The 16,612-nt window shown below is 31.5% G+C and carries 19 protein-coding genes; 6 read left to right on the top strand and 13 right to left on the bottom strand.

Annotated elements, in window-relative coordinates:
- Positions 1-251: 251 nt before the first annotated feature.
- Both IAI10_RS01715 and IAI10_RS01710 read left to right on the top strand, forming a co-directional pair.
- A complete protein-coding gene (locus tag IAI10_RS01715; RefSeq protein ID WP_315671571.1) occupies positions 252-422 on the top strand; it encodes a hypothetical protein in 171 nt (56 codons plus the stop codon).
- Positions 423-652: 230 nt separating this feature from the next.
- Entirely contained in the window at positions 653-1,684 is a 1,032-nt protein-coding gene (locus IAI10_RS01710; protein ID WP_315671570.1) for a beta family protein, read from the top strand.
- Between the two features lie 89 nt (positions 1,685-1,773).
- Here IAI10_RS01710 and IAI10_RS01705 read toward each other — a convergent pair whose 3' ends face one another.
- Together IAI10_RS01705 and yeiL are read right to left on the bottom strand one after the other, a co-directional pair.
- Positions 1,774-2,382 (bottom strand): histidine phosphatase family protein, encoded by a 609-nt coding sequence (locus tag IAI10_RS01705; RefSeq protein WP_315671569.1) that lies wholly within the window; start codon positions 2,380-2,382, stop codon positions 1,774-1,776.
- A gap of 59 nt (positions 2,383-2,441) precedes the next feature.
- A complete protein-coding gene (gene yeiL / locus IAI10_RS01700; protein WP_315671568.1) occupies positions 2,442-3,101 on the bottom strand; it encodes a transcriptional regulator YeiL in 660 nt (219 codons plus the stop codon).
- An 86-nt stretch (positions 3,102-3,187) separates the two neighbouring features.
- Between yeiL and IAI10_RS01695 the strand changes: the two genes are divergently transcribed.
- Positions 3,188-3,835: a class I SAM-dependent methyltransferase gene (locus IAI10_RS01695; protein WP_315671567.1), complete on the top strand. Its 648-nt coding sequence runs from the start codon at positions 3,188-3,190 to the stop codon at positions 3,833-3,835.
- A gap of 154 nt (positions 3,836-3,989) precedes the next feature.
- Here IAI10_RS01695 and def read toward each other — a convergent pair whose 3' ends face one another.
- The 3 genes from def to rarD all read right to left on the bottom strand — a co-directional run bounded on the left by def (position 3,990) and on the right by rarD (position 5,774).
- Entirely contained in the window at positions 3,990-4,442 is a 453-nt protein-coding gene (gene def, locus IAI10_RS01690) for a peptide deformylase (protein ID WP_315671566.1), read from the bottom strand.
- Positions 4,443-4,679, bottom strand: coding sequence for a helix-turn-helix transcriptional regulator (locus IAI10_RS01685; protein ID WP_315671565.1), 237 nt, complete (start codon positions 4,677-4,679; stop codon positions 4,443-4,445).
- A 192-nt stretch (positions 4,680-4,871) separates the two neighbouring features.
- Complete coding sequence (gene rarD / locus IAI10_RS01680) at positions 4,872-5,774, bottom strand: EamA family transporter RarD (RefSeq protein ID WP_315671564.1); 903 nt, start codon at positions 5,772-5,774, stop codon at positions 4,872-4,874.
- A 298-nt stretch (positions 5,775-6,072) separates the two neighbouring features.
- Between rarD and IAI10_RS01675 the strand changes: the two genes are divergently transcribed.
- Complete coding sequence (locus IAI10_RS01675; RefSeq protein ID WP_315671563.1) at positions 6,073-6,729, top strand: type II CAAX endopeptidase family protein; 657 nt, start codon at positions 6,073-6,075, stop codon at positions 6,727-6,729.
- Positions 6,730-6,788: 59 nt separating this feature from the next.
- On the opposite strand, the gene IAI10_RS01670 is transcribed toward IAI10_RS01675, so the two are convergent.
- The 3 genes from IAI10_RS01670 to IAI10_RS01660 all read right to left on the bottom strand — a co-directional run bounded on the left by IAI10_RS01670 (position 6,789) and on the right by IAI10_RS01660 (position 8,643).
- The gene (locus tag IAI10_RS01670) at positions 6,789-7,694 is read right to left on the bottom strand and encodes a hypothetical protein (RefSeq protein WP_315671562.1); all 906 of its coding nucleotides are present in this window, start codon (positions 7,692-7,694) and stop codon (positions 6,789-6,791) included.
- Positions 7,695-7,806: 112 nt separating this feature from the next.
- Positions 7,807-8,145, bottom strand: coding sequence for a hypothetical protein (locus tag IAI10_RS01665; RefSeq protein ID WP_315671561.1), 339 nt, complete (start codon positions 8,143-8,145; stop codon positions 7,807-7,809).
- A 9-nt stretch (positions 8,146-8,154) separates the two neighbouring features.
- On the bottom strand, positions 8,155-8,643 hold the full coding sequence (locus IAI10_RS01660; RefSeq protein WP_315671560.1) for a hypothetical protein: 489 nt from the start codon (positions 8,641-8,643) through the stop codon (positions 8,155-8,157).
- 782 nt (positions 8,644-9,425) lie between these two features.
- On the opposite strand from IAI10_RS01660, the gene IAI10_RS01655 reads away from it, so the two are divergent.
- Entirely contained in the window at positions 9,426-9,677 is a 252-nt protein-coding gene (locus IAI10_RS01655; protein WP_315671559.1) for a kinase to dihydroxyacetone kinase, read from the top strand.
- Positions 9,678-10,687: 1,010 nt separating this feature from the next.
- On the opposite strand, the gene IAI10_RS01650 is transcribed toward IAI10_RS01655, so the two are convergent.
- The 4 genes from IAI10_RS01650 to IAI10_RS01635 form a co-directional block, all read right to left on the bottom strand.
- The gene (locus IAI10_RS01650; RefSeq protein WP_315671558.1) at positions 10,688-11,380 is read right to left on the bottom strand and encodes a TMEM165/GDT1 family protein; all 693 of its coding nucleotides are present in this window, start codon (positions 11,378-11,380) and stop codon (positions 10,688-10,690) included.
- 466 nt (positions 11,381-11,846) lie between these two features.
- Positions 11,847-13,244: an ATP-binding protein gene (locus tag IAI10_RS01645; RefSeq protein WP_315671557.1), complete on the bottom strand. Its 1,398-nt coding sequence runs from the start codon at positions 13,242-13,244 to the stop codon at positions 11,847-11,849.
- Positions 13,237-13,941, bottom strand: a complete 705-nt coding sequence (locus tag IAI10_RS01640) for a response regulator transcription factor (protein WP_315671556.1) — start codon at positions 13,939-13,941, stop codon at positions 13,237-13,239. Before IAI10_RS01640 ends, IAI10_RS01645 begins: the two co-directional genes overlap by 8 nt.
- A 72-nt stretch (positions 13,942-14,013) precedes the next feature.
- Complete coding sequence (locus IAI10_RS01635) at positions 14,014-15,120, bottom strand: NlpC/P60 family protein (protein ID WP_315671555.1); 1,107 nt, start codon at positions 15,118-15,120, stop codon at positions 14,014-14,016.
- A gap of 197 nt (positions 15,121-15,317) precedes the next feature.
- Between IAI10_RS01635 and IAI10_RS01630 the strand changes: the two genes are divergently transcribed.
- Positions 15,318-15,500: a hypothetical protein gene (locus IAI10_RS01630; RefSeq protein WP_315671554.1), complete on the top strand. Its 183-nt coding sequence runs from the start codon at positions 15,318-15,320 to the stop codon at positions 15,498-15,500.
- 89 nt (positions 15,501-15,589) lie between these two features.
- On the opposite strand, the gene IAI10_RS01625 is transcribed toward IAI10_RS01630, so the two are convergent.
- A complete protein-coding gene (locus IAI10_RS01625; RefSeq protein ID WP_315671553.1) occupies positions 15,590-16,507 on the bottom strand; it encodes a DUF2935 domain-containing protein in 918 nt (305 codons plus the stop codon).
- Positions 16,508-16,612: the final 105 nt, after the last annotated feature.

The following is a 16,612-nucleotide window of genomic DNA, read 5'->3' as shown; positions in this document are numbered from 1 at the left end:
TTCGACGTGTCTTTCGTAAAACCTTTTTGTTAAGGTCATTTATGGATGAAAAGTAAAAGCGCCATCACTTTCGCGATGACGGCTTTATTTTGTCAGTTTTTCAGTGGCCTCCCCGAACTAAAGGAAGTTTTAAATCAGTGAAAAATCAACACTGATTTAAAACAGAACCTTAGTTTAAAATTTCTTCATTTTATTGCGCAACTCCGCTCTTATTTCTTGACGCATGGTATTCGTGCATAGATGTAGCTATTATGCTTGAAACTATTACTATGAGATACTGCAGTATCATAACTGGCAACCAAATTACTATGGCTAACCCATCACCTAAGTCATCTATTCCAGTATGTCTCACAAATAAGGTTAAAGCAAATATAACTGAATATATTGGAAATGATATAGCAACAAAAGCTATATTTAATTGACTTTCATCTAAAAGAAAAATACTTGTTAATAAGCTTAAAATAAAAAAAGGAAACGCTACCTAAAGCTAATAATTTATAATTGATAAGCAAACTAGAATATTTTAACAATTTATAAGTATTAAATCTAGCTGCTACAGCAAGAATGATGCTTATCCCAACAAAATATTTTATCATAAAACTTATTGATGCTTAGTATCCTTAATAGTGAAACAATAAATTTAGAAGGAATAATGAATATAAAGTATGTACCAGTTTTGCGATACATAAGCGAAGAACGTAAAGCCCTAATTAGTATAAGTAGTTTAAAAAAGACCATACCCTTATTAGAATTGGTGCGAGAACGGCCTGGACAAAAGAGAACAGGAACTTTTCAAGATACTTATCTAGAGGATTTCAGCAGATTTAAATTTCCAATACTAATAGATATACCTGCCTATATGAATATAAATAAAGGAACTAGGGATGGAGTTAGAGATTTTGTAGATAAATTCAAGCAAAACATACATCTAAAAGTAGATTATTATAAACTTCTAAGTATAAATAAGAATATAATACCAGTACTTTCATATATGCCAAAATGTGTATATGTTCAGGGTGAACTTAAACTTGACTATTTAGAACTTAAAAAAAGCTTTAATAGAGTTGCCTTCCGCATATTTAATTCCAAACACCTCAATGCCATGCTGATAGATATTAGCAAAGTTATTACCAATAATGACATATTGATTTATGATTTGGATAAAGCCTCTCCAAATGATCCTCAAGCAGCAATTATAATCCGATGGGTTAACAAACTTAAGTCCACTGTTAAATTTACCTCTATAATAATAAGATCTTCTATAAATAGCGAAGTTAAATACAAGAATCTCATTGATGGAAGAATTGTGAATGAAATTGATAATTCTCTGCTAAAGGACTATGTTAAATTAGGGTTCAACGCTTTCGGGGATTTTGCTGGCATTAGAAAAGATTCAACAATCTCTAAAGGTGGATATGCTGTAGTAAGTCCAGGTTTTTTGCAATATTCCTGGCACATAAACAGCTTTATAGGCTATAAAGCACGCTTTGATGACTATAAAGAGTTTATTAATCATATAAAACCTAGCATTACTTCCTCAACGTATTGGAAGCGATATACAGATAAACACCATAAAAATTGTCCTGGCTGTTTAGGTTTGGAAGCAGGCTCAAGTACTCAATACCGTGACTGGAAAAGATATGCTCTTCAGCATTATTTATATACTATGGAAGAATTTCTTTGATTAATTCTAATACTGAAAGCACTTGGGTTATTCTAAGTGCTTTTTACTTGCTTTGAAACAGGAATTAAAAATAATAGACTATATTATTTTTAATGCAAATGCACAAAATCATTAAACGTATGAAGATAAAACTTGTCTCCTTTTTTATTGAATTTTATTATGCTTATTGAGCAGTTCTCAGGAGGATTACCAAAGAAAAATCTTTTTTCCTGAGCAATATTAAGAATACCGCAAATTATTGAACGTATTACACCTCCATGTGTAATTATTGCAACACGTTCAAAGTCATTTTCAATTATCTGATCAATAGATTCTTTACATCTTTTCCAAACCATTTCACCATTTTCACCATTAGGGTAAGGTATATCCTTTTCAAACTTTGACCATTCTTTAAAAAGCTCAGGATAATTATCCCAGGTAGATAAATAAATATCTCCCATATTAATTTCTCTAAAATTTTCATCCTCTATCACTGTACTTTTTACTGAATTATTGAAAATTTTTGCAGTGTCAACTGCACGAGATAAATCACTGCAATAAATCCTGTCAAATTTAATATTTTTACAGCTTTCAGCAAGCTTTTTAGCCTGCATATATCCTTCTTCAGTCAACTTAGGATTTGCAGTGAATTTCTCTTTATCATAATTATCTAATCCATATTTATGACAATTCCCATGTCTAATCAAATAAATTTCCATGCTTATCCCTACTTTCTAATTGGCTCTATTTTAAACCAGTGTCGATTTTTACACTGAATTTATGCATTTGAAATTTCAGTCAAACGCTTTAAATCAATAATTCTATAGCCATAGGCTTCCCTTTTAAGAATACCTTCTTGGCAGAAAGCGGACAAAACATATAAAAAATGACGATAACTCACTCCCAAGTATTCTGAAGCTTCAGTATGCTTTTCTCTATAAATATTTTCATGCGAGGTCATAAGAATAAAATTTGCAAGTCGATTTTCCAGAGTGTAAGACTGATTTTTGGTGTAATTGGAAGTATTAGCAATGGCTTTCTTACTTAAAAATGCACAAAGATAATTTAAGAACTTCACGTCAGAAAGAAGTTGCGTTTTGCAAGCATTAATATCAATACCATAACAAATACATTTACTAGTAGCTTTTATAGCATTAGCGGTTTTCTGTGCCTCTAATAGTTCCATCTCACCTAAGAAGCTTGGAGACGTAATAAAATTTATGAGGGAAACTTTCCCATTAGCATGAGTAAGATACAACTTAGCCTTCCCTTCAATCAAATAATATAGATAATTAGGCTTGGTTCCTTCCTTAAAAATATGCTCCTCTGCTTCAAACTCAAAGAGCTTCAGATAATGCCTTACATCAAAATCAAAATATTCTGCCATCGGATATTTCTCTAAATATACCTTCTTTTGCTCTAGCGATAATTGTTTCATATACCGTCTCCTAATGTGTGTGAGATTTCTCATATCAATATAAATATAAGATATATATAATACAAAGTAAAGGAGGAAGAAAGCTTATGAATCAAAAAGATTATTGGAATAATGCAGCAGAATCAAAGGAATTCACAACAAAAATACAAATAGCTGAATTAGAAAAGTATGTGGACAAGAAAGCTTTTGTATTGGATGTGGGCTGTGGCTATGGAAGAACATTAAATGAACTACATGAGGCGGGTTTCACCAATACCCTAGGCATTGATTTTTCAGAAAAAATGATAAAGCGTGGAATCAAAATGTTTCCCGAGCTGAATTTAAAGGTTAAAAAATCAGCTGCTATAGATTTGGAAGCTAATAGCGTAGATGCGGTGATTTTATTTGCCGTTCTAACATGTATAGTAGAAAACAAAGAACAGACGTACCTTATTGATGAGATAAAACGAATTTTGAAGCCAAATGGCATTATTTATATCAATGATTTTCTGTTAAATGAAGATGAACGAAATATTAGAAGATATGAACAATTTAGAAATAAATATGGCAGCTATGGGATTTTTGAATTACAGGAAGGTGCCCTGTTAAGGCATCATGAAGAAAATTGGATAAAAGAACTTCTTAAAGATTTTAACATATTGGAATATCATAATCTAATTCATAAAACAATGAATGGACATGTATCAAAAGGATTTTATTATATAGGAAATAAGAAGGCCCGGCTAAGTAATTAAGGCTGCTGTTAATAAATTTAAAATGAAGTGTAATTATGATTTAATGAGAAAAAGCGCTCATCTAGCAAGGATTAGTACTTTTTCTCAATGATTGCTCAATGTTATTTATCAGCACTAAATTTTTCTTATTTAGATAATAACCGCTATTTTAAAATCACTCTACATATTCAGTAACTAAATCAGTAAAAAGAATACCTTCTAAATGATCTATTTCATGGCAGAAGCATTTTGCTAAATCTCCAGTACCTGTCAATATGATCTCTTCTCCATTTTCGTTTAATGCTTGTACTGTTACTTTAGCAGGTCTTGTCAGCTTCCCCCATTTATCTGGAATACTTAAACAGCCTTCTATAACTTCTTGAGTTCCTTCCTGCTTAATTATCTTGGGATTTACTAATTTTATAAGGCCTTGTCCCATATCTATTACAACTAATCTCTTTAATATGCCTACTTGTGGAGCAGCTAATCCTGCACCATTTTCTGAATTATACATGGTATCAGCCATATCATTTAGAATTTGTCTTATTTTATCATCTACCATTTCAACTGTTCTGCTTTTTTTACTTAATATTTCATCACCATACAGTCTAATTTGCCTTAAAGCCATTTAAACAACTCCTCTGCTTTGTTCAGCTCTAGATTTTCTTTCACTTTCTTCAAAAAGAAAAATATCCTCTATAGGTTTATGAAAGATTTTAGAAATATCATAAGCTAGCCATATAGAAGGCTCACATTTTTCTGTTTCTATAGCATTAATGGCTTGCCTCGATACGCCTATAAGCTGCCCTAACTGCTCTTGTGTCAATCCAAGGGCTTCTCTAAATTCTTTTAACCGATTTTTCATAAATCATCACCTCTATAACGTTTACCTTACATAGCAAATGTATCACTATTTAATTTTTATGTCAAGTTAACCTTACTCGTTAAATTTGTCATTAACTATTTTAGGCTTTAAAACTTCATAAAAAATCCATATTAGCTGCTTGTTTTTTCAATGCTAATATGGATTGGGTGATAAAGTTATATTATATATAAATTAGCTTGCCTTTTCTAATTTCTTTTGGCTCTTAGCAAAGCCTATTTGTGAAAAAGAGTATATAACCAGTGCTGCCCATATAACGCAAAAAGCTATCATATCAACTGCTTCAAAACTTTCATGATACACAAAAACTCCAATAATCAAGCTTATGGTTGGAGAAATATACTGTGTGAAGCCAATCAAGGATAAAGGGAGTTTCTTTGTGCTACTTGCGAAAAGCAGCAGCGGGACAGCTGTAATTACACCAGCTCCCATAAGCAATAGGATTACCAATGTACCTTCTGCCCTGAAAGCACCTATTCCGCTAACCTGCCTTGACATAATATATATTGCGGCAAGCGGTGTAAGCATAGCTGTTTCAAGAGTTAGTCCAACTATAGCGTTAGCCTTAACTGATTTCTTGATAGCTCCATATAACGCAAAAGAAATAGCTAGTCCCAATGAAATCCACGGAATCTTACCATATTGCACTGTTTTTATTAAGACACCAATAGCAGCAACAGCAAGGGAAGCCCATGTCCAATAGCTAAGCTTTTCTTTGAAGATTATAACTCCCAGCAGCACTGCTAATAGTGGATTTATATAATATCCAAGGCTTGCGTCTACAATCTTATCTGAATTAACAGCCCAAATATACAATCCCCAATTAAAGGCGATTAAAATTGATGCAATAAATATATAAAATATTTGTTTCTTGTCTTTAGCTATGCGCTTTAATTCATTCCATTGTTTTGTTACTGCGATTATTAAAACTGTAAAGACAAAGGCCCAAACAATTCTATTAGCTAAAATTTCTATTGGAAACACTCTATCAATAAGTTTCCAGTATACAGGCAGAATCCCCCATAATACATATGCAGCAATTGCATATATTACACCCACAGTCTTTTCGTTGTTCATTTAATTTCCCCCAATTCTGAATCTGTTTTTTAATTTTTATCTTGGAAACATATAATCCATAACATTTATCTCCTAAAGTTTATTTCTTAGCATTTACAAGTCATACAAATGCTCTCACTCTAATAGAAGGCTTTATTCTTGTTTACGCAAAATAACTTCTGCAGCTCAAAATAATAAAGTATAATAATACTATAAAAGATTATATAATATAAAAAGCTTTTTATATACAGTTAAAAAGCAATATTTAATATTAAACAATGATTTTAAAAGTAATTTAGAAAAGTTAGGAAGTGCTGTTTTGGATAAGCATCAAGAAAATAGACAAGCAAAGAAAAGATTATTATGGGAAACATTGATTGTCATTGCCATTACCATCATATTGTTTTTAATATTTAATAATCTCAGCTCAATTATCCCCATACTTCCTGTAATATATCTTTTAATTGAGAGAAAAGAAAGACATCGTTCATGGTCAGAAATAGGTTTTAAAATACGAAATATTTCTTTTGATTTAAGAATTGTTTGGTATTTTATCTTATTAGTTGGTGCAATTTCGCCGCTTTTAACATCTCTAACAGGAAAGTATTGTGTCCCCGGATATATTGAGCATGTAAAATCAAGATTACCCATGGATCTAAATACAATAATGTCTGCAATAATAGCAATAGCAATCGGCTCATTCTTAGAGGAAATTATTTTTAGGGGCTTCATTCAATACAGATTAGAATTGTTTACAACACCTGTTAAATCTATTATTATATCGTCTTTTCTTTTTACTTTTATGCACTATTCTAAAGGAAGCTTTCTTATTGTAACATTAGATATGCTTGGAATATTTATAGATAGCATAATATATGGAATTATATTTACAAAAACTAAAAACATATTCGTCTCATGGATTGCACATTATTTAAGTGACCTCATTGCTGTCATATGTTTATTATACTTTTATTAGTGTCAATAAAACTTATGGTAAATCAAATCGTACGAAACTATTATGAAAAATGCTTATGATTATTTATTTTCAATTATACAGTCTATCTCAACCAACCAGGTTCTGATATTGTTACTGCCTATTTTTCCAAGAGCTCTAATAGCCGCTTTTTTTACATCCTGCAAACTTAAGCCGTAGAGGCTTAATCTATCTTGATTACCTTTCACCATATAAAATAATTCCTTTGCCTCCGCTGAATTAATTGATACATTTTTTAACTTTCTTATAAGTTCTGGAAATTCTGCTTCAGAAAACTCATGCTTATCCTCGAGTAAATCAGGCAGTTTGTCATAATTCATTTCGGGTTTTATATTTTTATTAGAAGAAACAGCCTTTCTTTTATAACTGGATCTGCCTCTTCTTTTTTCACTAACAAGCTTCCTAAGCTTTTGAACCTGCCTATCTAGCAAAGGCAGTCCAACCTTAAGCTGCTCTAATATATCCTTAGGAAGCTGAAAACCATCTGGAAGATCAATAGGAAGATTCCAATTTACGCTAACTTTATCCAGTATTTCATCTCTCTCTAAATCTATCTTCTGTAAGCCTTTTGCTATTAGCATAACTGTTTCAGGAGCCAACCCCGTATGCTGCTCAAAATGCACACTGCCAAGCTTATAAATTTTGCCTGTGCTTTTATGCCGCACAGTGTACCTATATCTGAGAGGTCTCCCACATTCACATCGGCACTCACTATTCACCTTGAAATTATCTTCAAAATCCACCAAGATCCATTCTAATAGTTTTTCCATAGCTTCATCGACGTTCTCTAAATTTTCCTCCGTAAGCACTTCTCCCTTTTTCTTAGCCCAAGCATTTAGCCATTGTGTCTTCTTACCTCTTATAATATACTCATTAAGAAATATTTTCTGCTTATCATTCAGTGAGTTATAGGTCTCATCTAGTAATTTGCGATTATATTTTTCCATATTACTCCTCCTCCTGCACTGCATTAGCAGACTATATTATCAAATCATACTCGTTTTGATGAATAGTCTATTGAAAAAATAAAAATTATAATTAATTATTCTAAAATGGATTTTACCAGCCTGAATTATTCTGTGTATCATTAGTGTTATTATTATAATCAGAGCTTTGGCTGTAATCATAATTAGTGATATCTGTACTTTGCTGATAATCAGCACTGCTATTAAAATTATTGCTTTGTGATTGACCTGCATCAATACTTTGTGAATAATCATTATAGCTGCTAATATCATTATTTTGTGAATAATTCACTGAATCATTATAATAGGTATTATTGTCTATTGTAGTATCTTGATAATTCTGGTCATATGAATTTCCATTACTAGACCCGTATCTCTTGCCAAAATTTCCAATTAATATTATTACTAGAAATATAAAAATTAACATTCCCATAGCTATCACTTACTTTCTTTTAAATTTCTTTTTTGCAAACTTAACTAGCTTGTATACTCCTTTCCCAACCTGCATTAAATCTGAACCGGATATATTTATATTTACATTACTTTCGTTCACATAACTTTTAGGTTCTTCATCTTTTTTCACATTTTTATCATCTTCAGCTGAAGCTGCTACTACTTCGGATGATATTTTTATAATTGAAGTCTTTTGTTCTTCTTCAATATCCTTAAGTACTTTTAAAGATAAAGAAAGCATAAAATCCTTTGGATTGTATTTATTAAAATCTTTGTATGTCAAGTGCTTTTTAAGCCTTATATTTTCCATATTTATTTCTATTTCATTATTTTTAATTTTTTCTTCATAAGATTCCTTGATAAATTTATATGTATCTTTGATCTCATTATATTCCTTTATATTTTCAGCATTAAAATATTCGTCATATTCATCTCTAACTTTTTGAAAATAACTTTGCTTTTTCTTTTTATCAAACACAAAAATCACCTCGATATGTTTATTCTACATATTTTAGTGATTTCCTGCTTCTACCACTGCAAAACAAACTTGAAGTTGCATCCATCAAAAATACATTTTTTAGTCTTCATTTAGCTAATGGTTAATACAATAAATTATAAATATAAGCAAAATAATGTTTATAATAGTTGAAATACACATATTAATTAATTTGTTTTTAACAAGTAACTTATCTTTAAAATTAACGATAAGCTTGTATAAATCTTTGTACCACCATATAGTAGACAAAATAATGCCTATTATCGCAAATATAAATTCCATATTTAATACCAATCCTTTTAAAGTTTAATATAATAATTTTTTTATTTTTATATAATTTATAAATTCTAATTATTTTATTGCCAAGAAATATTATTTAGGTAGCAGCTCATATTTTTATGTGTTCAAAGAGTAACACATATACAGTATATGGGGCAACCATTGGGGTATACATTAGATATTTTGAGTAATATTCATCAACTGCCTTGTAAATGTATGGCATAAACACAAGTTACTAATGTAATTTGAACTTCTAATATAAAAGTAATGAGCAATATAAGAAGTTTATTAATTTTTACCATTTTATCACCTTTTTCATTAACATTAGTTTTATTTTCTGCTTTAATACTAAAATTTTATTATATGGCAGATAAATTTAATATAATTGCTGGATTCTTTACCCATGAGTTATGTATAATAGAATGTACCCTTAGAAATATTTGTTTTTACTTTAGGGTTAACTTAACAAATAAAAGGAGATTATTATGATAGAATACAAATTTGATACACAACTGTTAATTGCAGGAAAAAACCTTTCAGAAGATGCCATCAATGAATATATAACTAAAAACTTTCAAGGAGATTCCTTACTTGCGGTTGGAGATGAAGAGCTTATTAAAATTCATTTTCACACAAATACCCCTTGGGAAATACTGGAGTATTGTGCTTCCTTAGGAGATATTCATGATGTAGTTATAGAAAACATGGAGAGACAGTCCAATGGACTTCATGGCTAAACAAAACATAAAAACGGACATGCTTAAGCTTGCCCGTTTTATTTATAAAGTAATTTATTTTTCAAGCTCTATAAACAAAAACAACATTACAGAATTTAACAGTTGCTTACCGGCACAAAATATTATTTATTTACTGCTCTTTTATTAAGTATCTGATATATAAAATTTATGAAATATGTCAGAATAATTGGAACGACTGTACATGCTAGACTGTATGAGCTTCCCTTTCCATTATCAATACTAAAATATATCTTAAAAAAATTAATATTACGTGCATAAGCAAAAACTTGAATACTTAAAAATAAAATGCAATAAATTATCAGTGAGGTCCTTAATTTATTAAATCTTTCAAATAAAATGACACAAATAGTTAATATCAAACAAATGTTTCCTATAATTGATAAAAAGGCAATATTAAAGCTGTTCCCTATAAAAAGCCCAATTAAATAAATGGCAAAGAGAATATATACTATAATTTTAAATTTATTGTTATTTATAGTTCTCACATAAATCACTCCATTTTGAAATTAATTACTAAACACCTGCTTAAAATCCAAGCTGCTTATTTCTTAATTGCATAATCTATACTTCACTTCTCACTTATAAGTTTCAATCACTTTTCGTTCCAATTATAACATTTACTTGAATATAATGTATATATAAAAATCACACCATTATCTAATATTGTCTGCCCAGTTGTCCTGGCATATTTTTCAAATTGACACCTGACCTTTTCATCTTCATAAAAAATCAAACCCTCATCCGGAAATATGTCTCCTGCAATAAAGTTGTGACAAGAGAAGCATTCGCCTCTTTCCTGAAAGGCTTTTATCTTATAAAATCTTTCCTTCAGTAATTTTTTTCCTCTTCTCCTAGCTCTTTAACATGCAAATTAAAACCTCCCATAAATATCTATTCAATAACTGATATATACAAATATTATATATGTTTCAAACATTTAGTGATTATTTATTTTATATGTTAATGCTTTTTCAGAAATAGCATACAGCTTATGCGGATTTATTATTATCAACATCTCTTTTACACATCTGACCAAAATAGGCGAATTTTACTCCAAATAAGTATATCAGCGCTCCTAGTACAACTAAATATAATAATATGAATATTGGATTTAAAAATGAACTAGGAACCGAATTATATAAAGTTAAAGATCCGAAGAACATAAATATTACTCCTGCTCCCCACTTTATGTATACTTCTGGTATGTGTCTGCACATCCATGCTCCAAATAAAATTCCTATTCCATCTGCTATTAACATTCCTACTGTTGTCCCCATTAATATAAATAAGGGCTGCTTATTTTCAGCAGCAATAGTTATGGTCATGAGCTGTGTTTTATCTCCCATTTCTGCTAAAAAGAATGCAATAGCTACTGTAACTATAGGACCAAACTTTACTTTTTTATCTTCCTCTCCCTCCAGTTTATCTCCTCGAATAGTCCATAATCCAAAAACTAAAAACAAAACTGCAGCAACAAGCTTAACTGCGCCCATAGGTATTACAGTGCTTAAGTAGCTTCCAACTAAAACCGCTACAGCGTGATTTAAAATAGTAGCCGCTAATACCCCCAAAAGAACTTGTTTTACCTTATACTTGCTTGCCATAGCCATAGCTAAAAGCTGTGTCTTATCTCCCATTTCAGCAACCACCACAAGAAGCAAGGCTTTAATAAATGATGCCATATTTATCTCCCCTTAATTAAAAAAATTGATTAATAAAAAAATTATTTTCCCTCCTATCTAAATTGTGTTAAAAATAAATAAAGACCTTTAACACAAAGAAAACACACTATGTAGAAATCTTTTTTGATGAAAGAATTTATAACATCAAAAAAGACCTCTAACACAATGGATTCATTGTGCTAAAAGTCTCACTTAACTAAAATCAGTTACGATAAAGCCAGACCAAGGGTCAGTATGTTGACTTTATCACCTTTTTAAGGCAGTTACTCCCTTTTAACTATAAATATTTAATTACTACTAAAATTATATTATATACTATTGTTATTTGTCAATTGATATCCAGAATAATATTATACTTTACTCATAAATTGCATATTTACAACTGTATTAGTAAAGTTTTAATTGCAATTCATTATCAATTGATATTTTATATTTTTGGGTATCCAAATTAAATAGCATTACACAATTACATTTTCTTTAATATTCCCACTGTAAATTCTGTGCCTTCTCCAACTTTGCTTTCAACCTTAAAGGTGCCTCTATGTGCATCCACAATAGCCTTTGCTATGGTAAGTCCTATGCCAGATCCTCCAGTTTTCCTGTTTCTAGATTCATCCGCTCTGTAGAATCTGTCAAAAACATGGGAAATATCTTTTTCAGCTATACCTATACCGTTGTCCCTAACCTTAACAAGTATATATTCCTTATCTTCACCTATGAACACCTGTACTTCTCCGCCTTTAGGCGTATATTTAAGAGCATTGGATAAAAGATTTATAATGACCTGATTGATTTTATCCTTATCTCCATAGACCTTTTCAGCCCTCTCATAAAAACGCAGCTTAACCTGTTTATTGATAAATTCATTCTGAAAGTTTAAAACTATATTTTTTATTGCCTCACTTATATTGAACTTAGTTTTACTTAGTATAAGATTTTCACTTTCATATTTGCTCAAGGTTTCCAAGTCTCCAACAAGACGCATTAGCCTTTCTATTTCCTCCTGGCAGCTGGCAAGCCTTTCTGGAGTAGGCTGCCAAAGTCCGTCCATCATTGCCTCTATGTGACTATGTACAGTGGTTAATGGAGTTCTCAGTTCATGGGACACATCCTTCGTAAGGCGTTTTCTCATTATTTCTTGTTCATGAAGAGAAGCTCCAAGATTGTTAATAGTTAAAATCAACTCATTTATCTCCGTTATATCAGCTTTTTTATTTACCTTTTCATTGAAATTACCTATTGACAGCATCTTGGCTGATTTTATTACACTCAGTATAGGAGTGCTTAGCCCTCGTGCCATTAAAAAGCCAAGAATTAAGGCAACAATTAAAACTACAGAACCAATACCTAGAACTATGTTATTTAAGGTATTTAAAAACATTATCTCATTATCAGTGTAAAAGTAGGGACCAAAATAACCTATATCAATGCTGCCAACTACACTTTTGCTGTTTGTGATTTCATAGCTATTCTTTGTATACATACCCTTCCAGTTTGGATAGCGTGAGACCATGCTTGCTGTAAGATGCTTTTTTACAATTTCACACTTATCATAATCATAGGTGGAAGCATCCCATATAATCTTCCCTGAAGCATCTTTCACGGTTATAAATAAGCCCTTATCAATGGCATTAAAGCCTATATTCCCTATTACCTGGGTGTTCCATTTCTGATGGGAACCAGCTAGGTACTGCATACTTATATTTTTAACTATGTTTTTGTTTTCACTGTCCTGCTCAGCAATAACAAAATTCTTAAATTCCGTTTTTAGAAATAAATTTAAAAAAGAACAGATTAAAACCACGCAGATAATAGTTAACAGCATATAGGACAAGGATAATTTAAATCTTAAAGACTTAGCCATTTTTCCCACCGCCGAATCTATAACCAGTACCATGAACGGTCACTATATATTTAGGCTGTCTAGGATTGAGCTCAATTTTTTGCCTGAGGTTTTTTACATGGGTATCTATAACTCTATTATAGCCAAAATTCTCTTCTCCAAGCACTATATCCATAAGTTCTTCTCTCGTAAAAATTTTTTGAGGATATTTCAGTAAGGTCATTAGAAGCTTGAATTCTGTAGAAGTTAAATACAAGGAATCTCTATTTTTTCTTACTTCATGCTTAAGCACATCTACCACTAAATCATCATCCAGCTCTATTATATCTGACAGAGGCATTGCTTCATCACTTAATCTCCTCAATAACGCCACCACCCTTGCCACTAGCTCTTTCACGCTAAAGGGCTTTGTGATATAGTCATCCGCTCCCATATAAAGTCCAGCCACCACATCACTCTCATCAACCTTTGAAGTCAGCATGATGATAGGCACTCTGGATTTCATTCTGATATTTTTACATATATCTTCTCCTTTTATATCTGGAAGCATCAAATCCAGGATCACAAGATCAGGATTTTCTTTATCATATGTCTTCAGTGCCTGAGTTCCTTCGTAGGCCTCAAACACCTCAAACCCATGATTCTCCAGATACAGCTTTATCACTTCCACTATTTTCACTTCATCATCTATCACAAGAATTTTCTTTCCTTCAAGCATACCTTTGCTCCTTATCTTTAGATGTTAAATTCTATTACTTATTATTTTTTATTGAAAGAAAGATAAATATACCTACTGCATTACTCTTCTAGCAGTTACATAATCACTTCTTGTCATGGCAGAAACCTTAACTACATCCCCTGTGTGAGGTGCATGTATATATGTATTATTTCCAATATATATTCCCATATGATGAGGATTGCTCCAACTGCCAAAGAATACCAAATCCCCCGGCTTAAGCTCATCCCTTGATACCTCTGCTCCATCCTTTATCTGGTCATAGGTTGTCCTTCCAAGGTGAATTCCAAAATGCGCATATACATATTGTGTGAAACCTGAACAATCAAAGCCAGGAATTGGGCTTGTGCCTCCCCATACATAAGGAGTTCCTAGAAAATTAGAAGCATAAGCAATTATTGAATTGCTTGATATAGGTGATCCTCCTCTAGATAGAGAAATCTTAGGAGTGTTTTTCTTTATCAATGCAATTTGTTTAAGGGTATCGTTGACCTGAGCCTGAGATGAATTTACTTGTGAGCCTAAAGCTGCTTGCTGACTTTTTAGTTCTACAGCAAGGATTTTTTGCCTTTCTTTTGTGGAATTCAACTCCCCAATTTTATTACCATTTTCTTTATTCAGTACAACTAGCTTTTCCTTTTGTTTCTGAAGAGAGGCCTTTTCCTTTTTAACCTTATCTTGACTGCTCTTTAATTCGTCAATAACCTTATTATCATAACTCACTATTTTACTTACTAGTTCTATCCTTGAAATTAAATCTCTTGTGCTTTTTGAATCAAGAAGAATTTCTATATAGTCTAGCATACTATTCTTATACATAGCTCGTACCCTTTCACTTAATAAGGCATCCGCTTTATCCACCTCCTGCTGTGAATTATTAAGTTCAATCTCTGCACCACTTATGCTCTTCTCAATATTGGCAATACTCTTCTTATTTTCATCTATATTTCCCGAAATACTTCCAATCTTATCATCTAATATTTCAATATTCTGCTCCATACTATCCAGCTTACTCTGTACATTTTGAAGCTGAGCCTTGTCACTTTTCAATTGATTTTGCTGTCCTTGAAGCTTATCCCCCATTGAATCCGCCAATGCAGTGCTATTCATTAAGGACATAGCAAGCATCACCATTACAGCACTTTTCTTTAGTTTATTCATCTCTGTACCTCCGCTATTAAAATTCTTTTTCATAATAGCATAAGGTTGTGTGATAATTATGAAGTTTAGAGTTAGATTGTGTCTGTTCGTGTAACATTTTCAATTTGATTGTCATACAATAAATTATAACAAAAGAATAATTTCCATGTTGGTGGATTTAATAAACTCCAGATTAACTTTTAAAAGGAGGATTTAATATGTCTAATTGTATCTGCAACTTTCCGACTCTTGTAATATTAATTCTCATCGTTCTTCAATTTTCAAGACGTAAAGATGGACACGACGATGATGCAAAAGACAGTCCAGTAGGAAATGGCATATTATTTATCATCGCATTATTCTTCCTTTCTTGCGCTTCTTGCAGAAATGCAGAATACTAATATAGCCTATCTTAGGAGGGTCAAGTCCCTCCTTAATTATTATTTTTATAAAAAAAGATGTCCTATACTAAAATAAGACATCCTTTTTATTATAAATTTTTCTTATAGATTTCTAATAATCTTAAATAATGATTTGCCTCCCTTAAAGTGTGATCTCCTAGCAGCGGCACTATGATTGATCTTATTTGACAATCAATCAAACCTGAGGTTCCTTGTGCTTTAAAGTTTCTAATACTTATTGTAGCTCTGAGATCATTTTCAGTTATATTACAAATACTATCATTCAAAGCTATCGATTGCGCAGTTAAAATATCAAACTCATTTCCGAAATTATCTGCAGTCCTTATTAAAGCATCTTCTGTAGGATCTAAAAGTCCTCTTATAAACTTGGCATGTTCAGCCATTATTCTATTCCAGAATCTTTGCTGCTCTACAGCTTCACGAGCTAAATCAAATTGAATTCCATGCTGCAGCCTATATAACATCCTATGATATAAACGTGCTTCTCTTCTTATATGATCTATTAAAAGAGGATAATTAGTTGTAAATAGGCTGCAGTAAAGCATACCATTCAAAATATTTGTTTTATAATCAATCAATGCTCTAACAGCATGCATAATCCTATTATTTAAATCTCTTACAACAAACTCTAATCCTTCTGGATATGCTTGTCCATGACTTGGCACTATATCAGATTCAGCTACTGTAACATCTGAATTCAGCGCTACACCAGTATAAAACGAAGTAGCTTTTTCCGCTGATAAGGTAAATCTTGTAACAAGCTCTCCGGAATGTTTTACAAAGGGAGTAATAACTCCATTGGATAGTGCAATTGTTTCAGTCAGAAAACCTGTAAATAAATCTTTAAAATTATCTCCTTCTTGGGCAAGGTTCGCATTTTTGGGGGTGAAGCCTGCCTCTAAAAAAAATGAATGTTCCTTCATTATTCTCAGAAAAAATAAATTTAACTCTAAAGATTGCCTAATGAAGTCATCTGCCAATAACATACATTTCACCTCTCTAGATAAATGCTAATAATTATAAGAAAAATATTGTTTGCTTTTGTCGAATTACTATTTTGTAGTAATATTATATGTTTATCCTTTCTGTCC

Source organism: Clostridium sp. 19966 (assembly GCF_032335695.1).
GTDB lineage: Bacteria > Bacillota > Clostridia > Clostridiales > Clostridiaceae > JACTOJ01.
The sequence above is the reverse complement of the archived record's forward strand: the minus strand, read 5'-3'. Positions and strand labels throughout refer to the sequence as shown.

Bases quoted from the DNA above. Each gene is read 5' to 3' on its own strand.
- IAI10_RS01715 (WP_315671571.1), top strand. From the start codon at position 252: ATGCTTGAAACTATTACTATGAGATACTGCAGTATCATAACTGGCAAC.
- IAI10_RS01710 (WP_315671570.1), top strand. From the start codon at position 653: ATGAATATAAAGTATGTACCAGTTTTGCGATACATAAGCGAAGAACGT.
- IAI10_RS01705 (WP_315671569.1), bottom strand. From the start codon at position 2,382: ATGGAAATTTATTTGATTAGACATGGGAATTGTCATAAATATGGATTA.
- yeiL (WP_315671568.1), bottom strand. From the start codon at position 3,101: ATGAAACAATTATCGCTAGAGCAAAAGAAGGTATATTTAGAGAAATAT.
- IAI10_RS01695 (WP_315671567.1), top strand. From the start codon at position 3,188: ATGAATCAAAAAGATTATTGGAATAATGCAGCAGAATCAAAGGAATTC.
- def (WP_315671566.1), bottom strand. From the start codon at position 4,442: ATGGCTTTAAGGCAAATTAGACTGTATGGTGATGAAATATTAAGTAAA.
- IAI10_RS01685 (WP_315671565.1), bottom strand. From the start codon at position 4,679: ATGAAAAATCGGTTAAAAGAATTTAGAGAAGCCCTTGGATTGACACAA.
- rarD (WP_315671564.1), bottom strand. From the start codon at position 5,774: ATGAACAACGAAAAGACTGTGGGTGTAATATATGCAATTGCTGCATAT.
- IAI10_RS01670 (WP_315671562.1), bottom strand. From the start codon at position 7,694: ATGGAAAAATATAATCGCAAATTACTAGATGAGACCTATAACTCACTG.
- IAI10_RS01665 (WP_315671561.1), bottom strand. From the start codon at position 8,145: ATGGGAATGTTAATTTTTATATTTCTAGTAATAATATTAATTGGAAAT.
- IAI10_RS01655 (WP_315671559.1), top strand. From the start codon at position 9,426: ATGATAGAATACAAATTTGATACACAACTGTTAATTGCAGGAAAAAAC.
- IAI10_RS01650 (WP_315671558.1), bottom strand. From the start codon at position 11,380: ATGGCATCATTTATTAAAGCCTTGCTTCTTGTGGTGGTTGCTGAAATG.
- IAI10_RS01645 (WP_315671557.1), bottom strand. From the start codon at position 13,244: ATGGCTAAGTCTTTAAGATTTAAATTATCCTTGTCCTATATGCTGTTA.
- IAI10_RS01640 (WP_315671556.1), bottom strand. From the start codon at position 13,941: ATGCTTGAAGGAAAGAAAATTCTTGTGATAGATGATGAAGTGAAAATA.
- IAI10_RS01635 (WP_315671555.1), bottom strand. From the start codon at position 15,120: ATGAATAAACTAAAGAAAAGTGCTGTAATGGTGATGCTTGCTATGTCC.
- IAI10_RS01630 (WP_315671554.1), top strand. From the start codon at position 15,318: ATGTCTAATTGTATCTGCAACTTTCCGACTCTTGTAATATTAATTCTC.
- IAI10_RS01625 (WP_315671553.1), bottom strand. From the start codon at position 16,507: ATGTTATTGGCAGATGACTTCATTAGGCAATCTTTAGAGTTAAATTTA.